The organism is Brevibacterium renqingii (assembly GCF_017808095.1).
Taxonomy (GTDB): domain Bacteria; phylum Actinomycetota; class Actinomycetes; order Actinomycetales; family Brevibacteriaceae; genus Brevibacterium; species Brevibacterium renqingii.
Map to the genome: position 1 here is coordinate 1 of NZ_JADBHG010000002.1, position 14,621 is coordinate 14,621.

The 14,621-nt window shown below is 65.4% G+C and carries 10 protein-coding genes; 5 read left to right on the forward strand and 5 right to left on the reverse strand.

Translation table 11 applies throughout. The annotated features are described in order from the left end of the window. Positions 1-328: 328 nt before the first annotated feature. On the reverse strand, positions 329-1,354 hold the full coding sequence (gene fbaA, locus IIE29_RS05135; RefSeq protein ID WP_209324172.1) for a class II fructose-bisphosphate aldolase: 1,026 nt from the start codon (positions 1,352-1,354) through the stop codon (positions 329-331). A gap of 193 nt (positions 1,355-1,547) precedes the next feature. Further along, positions 1,548-3,470, reverse strand: a complete 1,923-nt coding sequence (locus IIE29_RS05140; RefSeq protein ID WP_209324173.1) for a BCCT family transporter — start codon at positions 3,468-3,470, stop codon at positions 1,548-1,550. A 139-nt stretch (positions 3,471-3,609) separates the two neighbouring features. Here IIE29_RS05140 and IIE29_RS05145 point away from each other — a divergent pair, with 139 nt between their 5' ends. From IIE29_RS05145 to IIE29_RS05165, 5 genes are all read left to right on the forward strand, one after another. Further along, positions 3,610-4,920: an MFS transporter gene (locus IIE29_RS05145; protein ID WP_209324174.1), complete on the forward strand. Its 1,311-nt coding sequence runs from the start codon at positions 3,610-3,612 to the stop codon at positions 4,918-4,920. A 67-nt stretch (positions 4,921-4,987) separates the two neighbouring features. After that, a complete protein-coding gene (locus tag IIE29_RS05150) occupies positions 4,988-5,692 on the forward strand; it encodes a TetR/AcrR family transcriptional regulator (RefSeq protein ID WP_209324175.1) in 705 nt (234 codons plus the stop codon). After that, on the forward strand, positions 5,689-6,624 hold the full coding sequence (locus IIE29_RS05155) for an ABC transporter ATP-binding protein (protein WP_209324176.1): 936 nt from the start codon (positions 5,689-5,691) through the stop codon (positions 6,622-6,624). The genes IIE29_RS05150 and IIE29_RS05155 overlap by 4 nt, the downstream gene beginning before the upstream one ends. A gap of 3 nt (positions 6,625-6,627) precedes the next feature. Further along, entirely contained in the window at positions 6,628-8,358 is a 1,731-nt protein-coding gene (locus tag IIE29_RS05160) for an ABC transporter permease (RefSeq protein ID WP_209324177.1), read from the forward strand. A 231-nt stretch (positions 8,359-8,589) separates the two neighbouring features. Next, positions 8,590-10,269: an FAD/NAD(P)-binding protein gene (locus IIE29_RS05165; protein ID WP_209324178.1), complete on the forward strand. Its 1,680-nt coding sequence runs from the start codon at positions 8,590-8,592 to the stop codon at positions 10,267-10,269. 23 nt (positions 10,270-10,292) lie between these two features. On the opposite strand, the gene IIE29_RS05170 is transcribed toward IIE29_RS05165, so the two are convergent. Genes IIE29_RS05170 through IIE29_RS05180 form a run of 3 tightly spaced genes read right to left on the reverse strand, consistent with a single transcriptional unit; the run spans position 10,293 to position 14,619 of the window. Then, a complete protein-coding gene (locus tag IIE29_RS05170) occupies positions 10,293-12,545 on the reverse strand; it encodes a helix-turn-helix transcriptional regulator (RefSeq protein WP_209324179.1) in 2,253 nt (750 codons plus the stop codon). Beyond that, positions 12,542-13,525 carry an LCP family protein gene (locus IIE29_RS05175; protein WP_209324180.1) on the reverse strand — a complete coding sequence of 328 codons (984 nt, stop codon included), beginning with the start codon at positions 13,523-13,525 and terminating at the stop codon, positions 12,542-12,544. The genes IIE29_RS05170 and IIE29_RS05175 overlap by 4 nt, the downstream gene beginning before the upstream one ends. Further along, positions 13,522-14,619: an aminotransferase class I/II-fold pyridoxal phosphate-dependent enzyme gene (locus tag IIE29_RS05180; protein WP_343071802.1), complete on the reverse strand. Its 1,098-nt coding sequence runs from the start codon at positions 14,617-14,619 to the stop codon at positions 13,522-13,524. Before IIE29_RS05180 ends, IIE29_RS05175 begins: the two co-directional genes overlap by 4 nt. Positions 14,620-14,621 lie beyond the last annotated feature (2 nt).

A 14,621-nucleotide genomic window follows, 5' to 3' on the forward strand; every position in this document is an offset into this window, starting at 1 on the left:
CGAACCAGCGATAGTCGAAGACCAAGAATTCACCGCTGAAGCAGCGTGAGTGACTCCAAACAGCTTGACACCCCGCGAAAATGTCCGTTTGCGACCACCGCTTGAGCAAGACGCTGTCCTCGATGCAGCTTCGAGCAGCGCAGACACGAAGAGCGGCCGCCGACCCGATGGCGTCGACGGCCGCTGCTGCGACTGCTGGGGACTCTGAACACCGCTTGCGTGCCGGGTCCAGTCCGCTGCGGCGACTGCTGCCGATTCTGAGCTCACCTCGCCGAGGCTGCTCACCCGTGGGACGGCGCATCCGCTCCGTCCCACAGGTCCGCCCAGCTCACTGATTCATGCTGGTGCCGGCGGAACCGAGGTTCTGGCAGGCTTCGACGACGCGCTCGGCCATGGCCTGCTCCGCGGCCTTGCCGTAGGATCGCGGGTCGTAGAGCTTCTTGTTGCCGACCTCGCCGTCGATCTTGAGCACGCCGTCGTAGTTGCGGAACATGTGCTCGACGATCGGGCGGGTGAAGGCGTACTGGGTGTCCGTGTCGATGTTCATCTTCACCACGCCGTGGCGGACCGCCTCGGCGATCTCGGCCGGGCTCGAGCCCGATCCGCCGTGGAAGACGAGGTCGAACGGGGACTCCTTGCCGACCTCCTTGCCGACCTCGGCCTGGATCTCACCGAGAAGCTCTGGACGCAGCCTGACGTTGCCGGGCTTGTAGACGCCGTGGACGTTGCCGAAGGTCAGGGCGGTGAGATAGCGGCCCTTCTCGCCCGTGCCGAGCGCCCGCGCGGTGGCCAGACCGTCGGCGGCGGTGGTGTAGAGCTTCTCATTGATCTCGTTCTCGACACCGTCCTCTTCGCCGCCGACGACCCCGACCTCGATCTCGAGGATCGAGTGCGCGGCCGCCGAGAGCTCGAGCAGCTCCTCGGCGAGGACGAGGTTCTCCTCCAACGGAACAGCGGAGCCGTCCCACATATGCGACTGGAAGTAGGGTTCGCCGCCGTTCTTCACCCGCTCGGTCGAGGCGGCCAGGAGCGGCTTGACCCATTCCTCGACCTCCTTCTTCGGCGCGTGGTCGGTGTGCAGGGCGATATTGACGTCATAGCTCTTGGCCACCTCGGCGGCGAAGAGAGAGAAGGCGATGGCTCCGCGTACACGGTCCTTGACCGTCGGGCCGGAGATGTATTCGGCACCGCCGGTGGAGATCTGGACGATGCCGTCGGAACCGGCTTCGGCGAATCCGCGGATGGCGGCATTGATCGTCTGCGAGGACGTGCAGTTGATCGCCGGATACGCAAAGCCCTGGGTCTTTGCGCGGTCGATCATCTCGGCATACACTTCAGGGCTGGCGATGGGCATATGAGCTCCTTGGTCGTGGGGTCGGCCGTATCTGCTGTCACCAGCCTACTCGTTCGACCCCGGTCGCAGAAGCATGCCCGTGGTCTGCCATCCGGCCTCGTCACAGCTCGCGCCAGACGTGCACGAACGAGAGCAGGGGCGCCGCCGTCCGGATCATCCGAACAGCGGCGCCCCTGATGACGGCGAAACCGGATCAGTCGTCAGTGTCCGTGGGACCGTCGGCGCGCGAGGAGCCTTCGGTCGTCGACTGCGTCTGGGCAGTCGAGCCCTTGCGGCGGGCGGCCTTCGCCCTCTGCTTGCCCAGGATCCCCTGGCTGGCGGTGAGCCGGTAGTCGATGCGCTCGTCGACCTTCTCGCCGAGGTACTCGTCGAAGTCATCGGCCAGATGCTCACCGACCTGACGGAACCGGGCGGCCCGTTCGATCGCGGCAGTGCGCTTGGCCTCCTTGCCGAAGGCCTTGAGCGTGGAGACGCAGATGAGGATGAGCACGATGCTGAACGGCAGCGCGGTCATCAGCGATCCCGCCTGCAGGGCATCGAGCCCGCCGGCGACGAGGAGAGCGATGGCGATGGCGCCTTCGAGCAGGGCCCAGAGCACACGTGACCACATCGGCGGATTCGGATGGCCTCCGGAGGCGAGCATATCGACCACGAGCGAACCGGAGTCCGAGGACGTGATGAAGAAGATCGCCACGAGGATGATCGCGAGGACCGAGAGGATCGAGCCCAGCGGCAGCGCGCCGAGGACGTCGAAGAGGACCCGTTCGGCCACGACTCCCTCGTCCGGGTCGACGAGATCGCCGGCACCGAAGAGCTGGCGGTGGATGCCCGTGCCGCCGAGTACGGAGAACCAGAAGAATCCGACGATCGAGGGCACGAGCAGGACGCCGGCGATGAATTCGCGCACGGAGCGTCCGCGGGAGATGCGGGCGATGAAGACACCGACGAAGGGGGCCCAGGAGATCCACCAACCCCAGTAGAACAGGGTCCAGGTCGAGTTCCATTCATTGCCCTCGCTGCCTGAGTAGGCACCAATGTCGAAGGTCATGTTGAGCACATTGGCCAGCCAGACGCCGAGCGATTCGACGAAGTTCTGGAACAGGAAGAGCGTCGGCCCGAGCACGAGGACGGTGACGAGGAGGACACCGGCCATCGTGAGGTTGATGTTCGACAGCCACTTGATGCCTGCGCCCACACCCGAGACCACCGAGGCGGTGGCGAGGAAGGTGATGATGACGATGAGGATGATGAGGAAGGTGTTGTCGTAGTCGCCGACGACGCCGATGTGCTTGAGGCCGGCCGAGATCTGCTGCACACCGAGGCCCAGCGAGGTGGCGATGCCGAAGACGGTGCCGAAGATCGCGATGATGTCGATGAGGTCACCGGCCCAGCCCTTGACCTTGTTGCCCAGCAGCGGCTCGAGAGCCCAGCGGATCGACAGGGGGCGTCCGCGACGGTGGATGGCATAGGCAAGGGCCATGCCGAGGACAGCATAGAGGGCCCAGGGGTGCAGTCCCCAGTGGACGAAGGTCTGGGCCATACCCATCTGAGCGTTCTCGACCTCGCCGCCGGACCAGCCGGGCTTCGGCCCGGTAGTGGCGTAGGTCAGCGGTTCCGCCACTCCGTAGAAGACCAGGCCGATGCCCATGCCTGCGGCGAAGAGCATCGCGAACCACGACAGGACCCCGAACTCGGGCTCGTCGTCGTCCTTGCCGAGCTTGATCTTGCCGAACTTCGAGAAGCCGATGACGATCGCGAAGGCCACGAAGAGGCCGACCACGAGCATGTAGTACCAGCCGAGGTTGTCGACGATCCAGTTCTGGATGTTCGAGATGACGCTGCCCGTCCCCTCGGGGATCGCGACCGAGAGGACGACGATGCCGACGATGACGATGAGGGCCGGCCAGAAGACGCGCGGGGCGATCAGGCCCTTGCCGAGGTGCACGCCTTGGCGGCGCAGCTTCTCGGTGATCGCGTCATCAGAATCGCTCTCGCCGATGTGCAGCTTCTCCGGCAGGTGGAGCTCAACGGGGTCGGGCTCGCCGAACAGAAGCTGTTCGTCCGGCCCCAGCCCGAGGTCGCTCGTGGAGCTCTCGTCGGTGTGGGGGTCGCTCATTGCGTCTCCTCATCGGGTACAGATCCAGCTATCCACTCTGCCGCATTCCTCAGGCACCTTCAAACCGATTCCCAGCTCCACAGTTCCCCGACACCGGCAACCGGAGCTCTCCGGCCACCGGATTCAGTACAGTGAGCCTATGCCCTCACCGACGACGCAACAGCGCCTTCCAGGCCGGCTCCGCATCCTCAGCTGGGCCCTGTGGGACTGGGGTTCAGCTGCCTTCAACGCCGTCATCATCACCTTCGTCTTCGCCCCGTACCTGACGAAGTCCGTGGCCGCCACCGAGGAGGCCGGGTCCTCTGCCCTGGGCTGGGCGATGGCCGCGGCCGGCTTCATCATCGCCGTCATCGCCCCCGCCGCCGGCACCCGTGCCGATGCCGGAGGACGTCACCGGCTGTGGCTGGGTGTGCACACCTCCATCGTCGTGCTCACCATGTTCGGCCTCTTCTTCGTCCGCGACTCCCCCGACCATCTGTGGCTGGGTCTGCTGTTGCTCGCCGCAGGCAGCGTGTTCTTCGAATTCGCCGAGGTCTCCTACAACGGCATCATGGTGCGCATCACCCGCCCGGACAATGTCGGCAAGGTCTCCGGCTTCGGTTGGGGCATGGGCTATGTGGGCGGGCTGGTGCTCCTCGTCCTCCTGCTCGTGCTCGTCATCGAGCCCGAGGTCGGCTTCCTCGGCGCCAGCGATGAGGGCGGGCTGCGTTTCCGGATCGTCGCCGTGCTGGCCGCGGTGTGGTTCGCGATCTTCGCCCTCCCGGTCCTGTTCGCCGCGCCCGGAGCGAAGGTCAGGGGCACCTCGGGCGGTCATCCGATCAGGGCCTTCATCGCCGACTATGCGGGGCTCGTGCGGCGCTTGGTGCGGATGTGGTCGACCGAGCATCAGACTCTGCGCTTCTTCATCGCCTCGGCGGTCTTCCGCGACGGCCTGGCCGCGATCTTCTCCTTCGCCGGAGTGCTCGCCGCCGGCAGCTACGGCTTCTCCCCCTCGCAGATCATCGTCCTCGGCGTGGCCGCGAACGTCGCCGCCGGCGCCGGCGCGATGATCGCCGGCTGGTTCGACGACCGGCTCGGGCCGAAGCCCGTCATCATCGCCGGGCTCGTCATCATCATCGTCGGCGGACTGCCGATCCTCTTCAGCGCCGAGGCGGCCGTGTTCTGGGTCTGCGCCCTGATCCTGAGCTTCTGCGTCGGACCGGTGCAGTCCTCGAGCCGGTCCTTCCTCGCCCGGATCACCCCGCCCGAGTCCGCCGGGGAGAACTTCGGCCTCTACGCCACGACCGGTCGCGCGGTGAGCTTCCTGGGACCGGCCATGTTCGCCTTGGCCATCACGATCTTCGGCTTCCAGCGGGCCGGCACGCTCGGCATCCTGCTGGTGCTCGCCATCGGTCTCGTCCTCATCATCCCCGTCAGGCCCGACGCCCCGCGCCACTCCATGCAGGGATAGATGCCACCGCCGGCTTCCCATCAGCACCCCTTGACACCTACGATTGAACATGCGTTTAATATTAAACATGCGTTCAAAGAACTCGAGGCCGTCGCCCACCCGCTCACCGAACTCCTCGCCGGAGACGGCAGAGCGGATCCTCAGCGCGGCGGTGAGAGAATTCGCCGAACACGGCTTCACCAAGGCGACCGTGCGCGGCATCGCCACCGCTGCAGAGGTCTCCCCCGGTCTCGTCATCCATCATTTCGGGTCCAAGGAAGGACTGCGCAGCGCCTGCGATGACCACGTGTTCGAACTGATCACCGAGACGAAGGCACAGCACGCCGACTACGCCGTCGGGGCGATGCAGGTGATGTTCGACGACCCGAAGATGCGCACCGCCGTGGACTACCTCGTCAAATCACTGCTCGATCCCAGCGAGCACGGACAGCGCTACTTCGACCATTACGTCTCCCTTGTCGAGAGCTACATCACCGAGGGTTTCGCCGGCTACACCTTCCGCCAGAGCGAGGACACCCACGGTCAGGCCGCGACCATCGCGGTCATGGCCCTGGCGCCGTCGATCCTCGACCGCCGACTGCAGGCGCACCTCGGCACCGAGAACACCACCGGGACGATGACCAGGCTCGCCCCGCACCTGCTCGATCTCTACCTGCACGGTGTTCTCGAGACCGTACCGGAGACCGACTCCGCTCCGCCCGACCCGGACGACTCAGCACAATCTGGTCCAGGAGCCCCTGCTCAATCCGCCCCAGGAGAAGAGGAACCATGAGCACACTGACCCGCACCCGCCGTGCCCACGACCAGGGCGCACCCGGCTCACCGGCGATCTCGATGCGCGATGTCGTGAAGTCCTATGGCCGCGCCCGCGCCCTCGACGGTCTCGATCTCGAAGTCGCCCGGGGCGAGGTCCATGGCTTCCTCGGCCCCAACGGGGCCGGCAAGTCTACGACGATCCGGATCCTGCTCGGCATCCTGCGCCATGACGCGGGAATGGTGCGTCTCCTCGGCGAGGATCCCTGGGCGAAAGCGGTGCCCCTGCACCGCCGTCTGGCCTATGTCCCCGGCGATGTGGAACTGTGGCCGGGGCTGACCGGCGGCGAGGCGATCGACCTGTTCGCCCGGCTGCGCGGAGGGGTCGACAGACGCCGCCGCGATGAGCTCATCGAAGCCTTCGACCTCGATCCGCGGAAGAAGGGCCGGACCTATTCGAAGGGCAACCGGCAGAAGGTCGCGCTCATCTCCGCACTCGCCTCGGACGTCGAGCTGCTGCTCCTTGACGAACCGACGGCGGGCCTCGATCCGCTCATGGAAGCGGTGTTCCAGGACTGCATCCGAGAAGCGAAGGACGCCGGACGCACGGTGCTGCTCTCGAGCCATATCCTCGCCCAGGTGGAGGCGCTGGCCGACCGTGTGTCGATCATCCGCTCCGGGCGCATCGTCGAGACGGGGACCCTGTCCGAGCTGCGGCATTTGTCGCGGACGACGATCACCGTCGGACTCGAACACGATGTGCCCGCTCTGTCCGAGATGGCAGGAGTCCACGACCTCGTGCGCGAGGGTTCGCGGCTGCATTTCAGCGCTGACACCGCTCAGCTGCCCCAGATCATGCGGGTGCTCGGCGAACATGATGTCGAATCGCTCACGGCGACACCGCCGACGCTCGAACAGCTGCTGCTGCGCCACTACGGCAAGGAGGAATGAGCCATGAATCTGCTGGCTGCGCACACGGCAGACGGGGACGGCCCAGTTCGAGGCGGCGTTCCGCGAGCGCCGCGGGCCTGGCGACATGCACATGAACGACAACGGCGCGGCCGCCTCGGCGAGGGGAACCTGACGGGACTGGGCCATCTGCTGGTGTTCATGCTGCGGCGGGATCGGCTGTGGCTGCCGATCTGGCTGCTCAGCCTCAGCGCGCTCACCGCATATTTCGCGAATGCGATCGCCCTGGTCATGGACGGCGGCTCCCTGCAGGCGATGACGGTGCTGGCGAAGAATCCCGTCATGGCGCTCATCACCGGTCCGGGATACGGACTCGACGAGGTGACCGTTCCGAGGTTCATCGTCGGAATGTACGGGGTCTTCCTCATGCTGGGTGCGGCCCTGATGTCGATCCTCACGGTCTCACGCCACACTCGCGCCGAGGAGGAGACCGGTCGGGCCGAGCTCATCAGGGCCGGGGTGACCGGACGGCACACTCAGCTCATCGCCGCTCTGATCCTCACCGTGCTCATGAACGTGCTGCTCAGCTGCGGTATGGCCGCGGCATTCCAGTTCTCGCGGGCCGAGCCTGCTCCGCTGTCCTCGACTATGCTGTTCGCGATCAGCATCGGCGCCGTAGGCTGTGTCTTCGCCGCGGTCACCGCGGTGACGGCACAGCTGAGCGCGTTCGCCAGGGCAGCCTCGTCGATGGCCGGCGCGGTGCTCGGGCTCAGCTTCGTCCTGCGCGGCATCGGCGATATGTCGGACGTGTCCGGCGGCGGCCTCGCGTGGCTGTCGTGGCTCTCTCCTCTGGGGTGGGCGCAGCAGACGGCTGCGTTCACGCTCGATCGGTGGTGGCCGCTGCTGAACTCGGCCGGGCTGTTCGCTGTCCTCATCGTCGTAGCTCTGCTCCTGCAGTCGCGACGCGACCTCGGCGCCGGCATCGTCGCCGAACGACTCGGGCGGGCGAATGCGGGCCCGCTGCTGGCGACGCCTTTGGGTCTGGTGCTGAGGCTGCAGTCGAGGAACCTCGCGTGGTGGTCGGTGAGCATGCTCGTCATGGGCGCCGTGTTCGGTTCGTTCACCGGGGCGATGGATGAGAGCGCAGCCGATATGCCCGAGGAGATCCTGCAGATCATGGGCGGACGGTCCGGCATCGTCGACGGCTACCTCGGCTATATGGCTCTGTACTTCGCGATCATCGTTGCCGCGTATGCGGTCATCGCCGCAGGTGGGCTGCGGGCCGAGGAGACCGCATTCCACACGGAGCCGGTGCTCGCGACCGCGGTCTCCCGATCCGGTTGGCTGGCCTCATGGGCGGCGGTGACGCTGGTCGGTGCAGTCTGGCTGATGGCGATGGCCGGCCTCGGCGAGGGCCTCGGCGCTGCGGTATCGATGAACGATCGGTCCCTGCTGTGGCCGACGGTCCTCGGGCATCTCGCGCAGACGCCTGCCCTGTGGGCACTGCTCGGCTTCACATATCTGCTCTATGGGCTCGCCCCGCGTCTGATGAGCTTGAGCTGGGTCGTCTTCGCCGCCTCCGCGGTGCTCGCGCTCTTCGGTCAGCTGCTCGAACTCGACGATGCGGTGCTCGATCTGTCCCTGTTCACCCACGTCGGCCAATACCCGGCGCAGGATCTGTCCGCCGAGGCGATCGTATGGTTCGTCGTGACTGCTGCCGTTCTCGTCGGAGTCGGGATGATCGCGTTCCGGAGGCGGGATCTGGTGACGGCATGAAGGTGGGTGGGGCTGCGAAACCCGATGACGGCTTGAGGCGTCGCGGCGGGCTGGGTCATGTACGGAGCGAGGAATCGGAATGGATTCGTCACCTGAAATGACTCCGCGAAGAACTACGCTGGATACAGCTCGGGCCGTCCTCGACGGCTTCTCCCCCGTCGCATGAAATCCCTCGCATGCACTCGCACGCATGCGCTCTGCCGAATGCACCCCACCGAAGAGGCGCCCACCATGATGAGCAACTCAATCCCCTACATGACAGATATCGCGATCCTCGGCTCCGGTGCATCGGGGACTCACGGTCTCCTGGAGATCCTCTCGAGTCTGTCCGCCGAGAGAACAGCACTCCTCGAACCTGTGCGCATCACCGTCATCGATCGTGACGAGCAGTTCCACTCAGGCCTCCCCTACGGGCACCGCTCGGGACGCTCTTCGCTCCTGATCTCTGATCTCGAGCATTTCCTCCCCGACCCCGAACGCAGCGATTTCATCAACTGGCTGGAGGAACGGCGTGAGGCGATGCTGCTGTGGGCTGCAGATGGCAGGGCCCCTGATTCCCCTCTCTCCGAAGCCATGGAACTCGACTGGATCCTCCGCCACGAGCAGGACATACGAGAGAGCCGTTGGGAGCACCTCTACCTTCCCCGGCGTCTTTATGGCCAGCATCTTGCCGGCCTTGTCTCCGAGGCCGTCGAGGAGGCCCACGACGTCGCCGAGGTCGAATTCGCCCACGGAGACATCGACGAGATCACACACACCGTCGAGGACGGCGTCCTTCTGCGGGAGCACGACGACGCAGGCGGGGCTCGGTTCGAGCTGCGCGCTCGCTCTCTGCTCCTGGCGATCGGCTCGCCTCCTGTCAAAGAGCTCACCGTGATCGGCGGCGAGCGCGGCACGGCGACCGGCGGCACGGAGGAAGAGCTGAACTCAGGCATCATCGGAGACCTCCACGCACCGAATCTCGAACATGTGATAGAGCGGACCTGGGCACGGCTCGAGTCTCTGCCGATGGACCAGCGCGACATCCTCCTCGTCGGCGGCAACGCCGACGCCTTGGAATTCGTCCTCGCCTCGCAACGGCTCCGCCGCTCCACCGCGGCTCGCCTCCACATCCTGTGCTCTCACGGACGACCGCACTACTGGCACCACGACCGCCCAGGGGAAAGCGCCTCGACACCGCTCCTCGACCGACTGTTCGCCGCCGCCGAGGCGGGTGAACCGCTGCGCGCATCGGAGCTCAGCCGCACGGTCAAGGCAGAGCTTGCCGCCGCGATCCGGAAAGGCAACGTCAATTCGACGATTACGGTGCTCATCGGTGCAGTCGGCTCCTCTCTCGCCTATATGGACGACTACGAGAGATGCTCGATGGCCACCGAGCACGGTCTGATCATCAATGACCTGCTGCGCCGCGCAGGCGGCGATTCTCTCGACCTCCTCGTCGAGGGCATCGATGACAGCACCATCGATTTCGTCCCCGGACGCTTCCGCGAGGTCCGAATCTCTGCGGGCCGACTGGTCGTCACCGTGGATCCGCCGGCAGGCTCGTCCGGGGCAGCGGAGTCCTCGTCGACATCGACGGATCGAGACTATGCGGTCGTCGTCAACGGAACGGGGTTCGAACGTGTGACCGAGACCAGGTCCGCCCTGCTGCGACAGATGCTCGGATCCGGCATCGCCCGCGCCTCCGCTTCACGAACGGGCCTCGTCCTGGACTCGTCGTTCCGGGCCGCTTCGGGAATCTTCGTCCTCGGACCGCTCGTCGCCGGCCACACTCAGGGGGCAGCCGCCTACTGGCACATCGAGAGCGTGATCCGAATCCTCTCGCTGGCCCGTCAGGTCGCCGAGAAGCTCGTAGTCGACCTGCTCGATCGACAGACGATGGAAGCGCGTGTGCAGATCTCGGCACTGTGATCGCGGAAGAGTCGGTTCCTCCGCTAGACACCGCCGGCGTCGAGATAGCCGAGGCTCCGGGCACGGGCGACTGCCGCATCCCGGCTGTTGACGCCGAGCTTGCGATAGAGGGACGAGAGATTGTTCTTGACCGTGCCCTGAACCAACCTGAGATCGTGGGCGATTTCGGCAACGCTCGCTCCCCGTCCGAGACTTTCGAGCAGGACCATCTCGCGGTGACCGAGCGTAGGAAAGTCCACCACTCCGACGACGGCCGCACCGAGGCTGCCCAATCGTCCGATCAAGGCTTCCGGTGTGCTTTCGACGTTGAGCTCGTCGCCGGCTGACGGGGATATGATTCTCGCGATCTTCTGCCACACGGGCTTGTCTGCACTGGCGCGGAGGAGTTCGCGTCGTTCGACGATGGGCATCTGAACGACTGGCAGCAGCGACCCTACCAACACCGAGAGTTCCAGCAGTTCCGCGAAAGAATTCAGTGCCTCCTCCTTGTCGCCGAGGCGAAGCAGTGCGGCGGCTTTGATTCCCGTGAGCTCAGCCCTGTCCCGAGTGCAGATATGATTCTCGTAGTACTGTGCCTCAGCGATTCGGACAGCCGCTCCATTGCGTCCTGCCGCCAATTCGCCGCGAGCCTGGAGCACCTGCCCGATGCCATGAGGTCCGGAGACCGACTCCAGCAGAGTCTCCGCTCGATGCAGCTGTCCGAGACTGATGAGCATACCGATGCGTGAGGCGACCAGAGACTCGATCCGTCTGTCGGAAGCGGCCCTGTACGCGTGGACATTGATCGACTCCTCTGACCGCAGCAGAGCGGACCTTGAGGTTGCCACCAGCTGAAAGAGTTTCCGCTCGATGATCGGCACGTGATACCAGAGTTCGCCCATGTCCGGATAATCGCGCATCCGACGCACCACCGCTTCGACATCGACCAGATTCAAGGCGTCGAGACTGCGGTAGGCCTGAACGACGAGCGCCGCGGACCGGAAGGTCTGCTCCTGCACGAACGGAGGGTCGTCGAACAGCGCGAACTCAGCGAGCTCTGCATCGGCACGCTCTTGATCTCCCGCGAGATACGACGCCAGAGCAGACCACGCGATGACGGCCGGCGGAAGAAAGTCCCCCGGCGCAGCCTCCTCCTTCACCTCGTCCTCGATCGACCGCAGCAGTGCCAGAGCGCGACCGGGTTCCTCGGCCAATACGCTGTGAATCGATGCCTGCAGGCGGACGACTCGGCGGGAACGCCGAGCCACTCCGCTTGCGGTCCAGGAGGCTCCCGACTCGGCTGCGGTGCGGTGTTCCCCTGCGTTGCCGAGGCGTGCCATCTCATTCATCACTGCATGGAATCTCATGGAAGTTCCGATCTCTTCGATTTGCTGGGATTCGTCTTCTGAGTCGCCTTGATCCGGTTGCACCGTGTATTTGACGTGCGATGCCCCCGGCGCGGTCAAACGGGCCACGCAAGCACGGGCCGTTTCCGGGAAGCCCACTTCGGAGCCAGGGTCTCGGCTGAGCAGGGCGTCGTGTGCCATGGTCGCCACCGCTGTGATCTCTTCGAGCTCCGGAACAGCTCGCAGAGCCGGCGCCGGCAGGCGGGCGAACGCCGGGATGCTGGACCGGGGAAAGAGATAGAAGATCGGGTACCCGCAGGTGAGGAATAAACGATCGAGCAGCCTCCATTGACGTGTCCTGCGGGCTAAGACAACCGCGTTGTCCAACAGCAGAGCGTCCGTAGACCCCGACAGTTCCACCTGTGCGGTGAGAGCCTCGGCCAGAGAGCTTTCGGCTGTCTCAGCCTCGCCATCCGGCGTGCTCTCGGTGAGAGCTTTGCGGGCCCACGCCGCGACGAGGACGGGCACGTGCCATGGGGTGCCCCCCGGCCCAGAGATAACCGCCCCCGAGATCTGCAGGCGCAGAAGCACCGTGGGAACATCGGCCCGGAGTGGCTCCGGCCATTGTTCGAAAGCCACTTCCAGAGCGATCTCGGCCACATCGTCGTCGAATCCGTCGAGCAGCGACAGCACTCCGAGCGCACGTTGGTCCGCAGGTGAGAGTGACAGCGAGAACTCGTCCGTGTGCGCCACCACAAAATCTGCCAGAGCTGAGGAGCTCACGATTTCGAGCAGTCCCCGCCCACTGGACTCGACGGCGTCGATGGCCGCTCTGGCGAAGGACACCCAGCCACCGCTGGCGATCTGCAGCGCCGCAGCCTCGTCTTCGGCGAGATCGAACTGGTCCCGCATCTGAGCTGCGGTCAGTCGCAGTGCGGCTTGGTCGATCATCGGAGTCGCACCGTCGCTTCGGCAGCGTAGTCGCCGACGGAATCGGCAGCGATCGATCGTTTCAACTCTTCCACGTCATATCTGGCCGCTCGAAGCCGTCCGTCGTCCGTGGCATCATCGCCTGCGGCCGGTAAGGTGATGAAGTCGATATCGTCCTCACTGATTGCCCTCAGCTGCGAGCCGAGTCCCACGAGCGTGCTGGCGTCGAGCCCTGAGTCCACGCTCAGATAGGGACTGATCTCGGTGATGACGGCAGACATCTTCAATGGCTCGGACAGATGGCCCGTCGCCACCAGCTGAGAGCCGGCGGCACGGATGAATTCCTGTCGATTGTGTGTGCGCTGCAGCTTCCCTTCCGGCAACGCACCATGTCCGCTGAAGAAGGCGAGCGCGGAGGAGCTGTCGAGCAGGTTCGGCCCCGAGGTGAAATTGTGTCCATCGGATTCGAAGGCCACCGTCGACTCGACCTCGATTCCTCCGAGGAGCTCCGCCACGGTGTCGAGCATGGCCAGGTCGACGAGGACCACATGATCGATCCCCGTTCCGAGGAGATTCGACACGGTTCGCACTGCCATCGGCAGGCCGAGTGAGACAGCGGCCTCGATCGTGTCGTGGCCGCCTCCCGGCACACTCACCGAGGCATCATCCGGAATCGAGACGAGCTGGATTCCGCTCCGATCCGCGGGGATGTGGGCGAGCATTACGAGATCGGCGGCGATCTCGCTGGCAGCGGCGACTCCCGCTTCGTTCCGCGGCTCCCCGGTGCCGATGAGGAGTATGTCGACGGCCGAGGATTCCGCAGATGTCTCGGTCTCGGTCGGCACACTCAGCTGCGCCGCGAGATCGGAGTCGTCGATTGTCGTCACGCCCCTGTCCCAGGCCATTGCGAGATACCCGTTGTAGGCGCCGAGCCCTGCTCCGAGAACAAGCAGTGCGACGACCGTGAGCCCCGCGCAGAGGACTGCAGCCCGCTTTCTCATACCGTGACCGCCTCTCCGATGGCAGCACCGATCTCGGCAGCGACCATGTTTCTGTCGTCCGCAGTCAGGTCTGTGCTCGACGGCAATGCCAGACCGGTGCCGTACAGCGCTTCGGCGCGTCCGGTGATATAGCGCAGATCGCAACCGGTGTGGACGGGCTGCAAGTGCATCGGCTTGAACACCGGACGTGTTTCTATGCCGCGGTGCAGCAGGGTCTCTCCCAACGTCCACGCATCTGTGCCCGACTCCGGGCCGACGATGAGGACACTCATCCAGCAGTTGCCGTCAGCGGCGGAGAGCAGGTCCAGTCCTGCGATGCGGGCCAACGCCTGAGCATAGCCGTGGTGATGTTCGCGTTTCCTTTCCACGATCGCTTCGAGCCGCTCAAGCTGCGCAGTGCCCAGAGCAGCGAGGAGATTGGACAGGCGGTAGTTGTACCCCACCTCGGTGTGCTCATAGTGGAGCACCGGCTGCCTCGCCTGTGTCGAGAGATAGCGCACCCGTTCGGCAGTCTCCAGATCGGAACACAGAACCGCCCCACCCGAGGAGGTCGTGATGATCTTATTGCCGTTGAAAGACACCGCCGCGACGGCTCCGAAGGATCCGGCCGGGGCGTCGCAGGTTCCGGCGCCCAGCGATTCTGCAGCGTCGGAGATGACGACGGCTCCGTATGTCTCGGCGATTCGGACGATGCGCTGATAGTCGGCCGGCCTGCCGTAGAGATCGACAGGCAGCACCGCCCGGATCGGTCGGTCCGAGGGCAGCGCCTCAGAGCATGCAGCTTCGAGGACAGATGAGTCCATCAGACCCGCCTCGTCGCAGTCGATGAAGACCGGTTCGGCGCCTACATAGTGGACGGCGTTGACCGTCGCTGCGAAGGTGAGCGTCGGTACCGCCACACGGTCGCCGCGCCCGATCCCCTGCGAGAGCAGGGCGAGGTGCAGCGCCGCGGTTCCGGAGCTCACCGCCACCGCATGTTTACGGCCCGTGACGGCTGCCAGCCGCGACTCGAACTCGGCGAGCTGAGGTCCGGCCGGGGCGACCCAGCCTGAACGCAGAGCAGAGACGATCGCCTGTTCTTCCAGCTCTCCCACGG

Excerpts from the sequence above, each read along its gene's own strand:
- IIE29_RS05170 (WP_209324179.1), bottom strand. The coding sequence starts at position 12,545 with ATGATCGACCAAGCCGCACTGCGACTGACCGCAGCTCAGATGCGGGAC.
- IIE29_RS05150 (WP_209324175.1), top strand. The coding sequence starts at position 4,988 with ATGCGTTCAAAGAACTCGAGGCCGTCGCCCACCCGCTCACCGAACTCC.
- IIE29_RS05160 (WP_209324177.1), top strand. The coding sequence starts at position 6,628 with ATGAATCTGCTGGCTGCGCACACGGCAGACGGGGACGGCCCAGTTCGA.
- fbaA (WP_209324172.1), bottom strand. The coding sequence starts at position 1,354 with ATGCCCATCGCCAGCCCTGAAGTGTATGCCGAGATGATCGACCGCGCA.
- IIE29_RS05145 (WP_209324174.1), top strand. The coding sequence starts at position 3,610 with ATGCCCTCACCGACGACGCAACAGCGCCTTCCAGGCCGGCTCCGCATC.
- IIE29_RS05155 (WP_209324176.1), top strand. The coding sequence starts at position 5,689 with ATGAGCACACTGACCCGCACCCGCCGTGCCCACGACCAGGGCGCACCC.
- IIE29_RS05165 (WP_209324178.1), top strand. The coding sequence starts at position 8,590 with ATGATGAGCAACTCAATCCCCTACATGACAGATATCGCGATCCTCGGC.
- IIE29_RS05140 (WP_209324173.1), bottom strand. The coding sequence starts at position 3,470 with ATGAGCGACCCCCACACCGACGAGAGCTCCACGAGCGACCTCGGGCTG.
- IIE29_RS05175 (WP_209324180.1), bottom strand. The coding sequence starts at position 13,525 with ATGAGAAAGCGGGCTGCAGTCCTCTGCGCGGGGCTCACGGTCGTCGCA.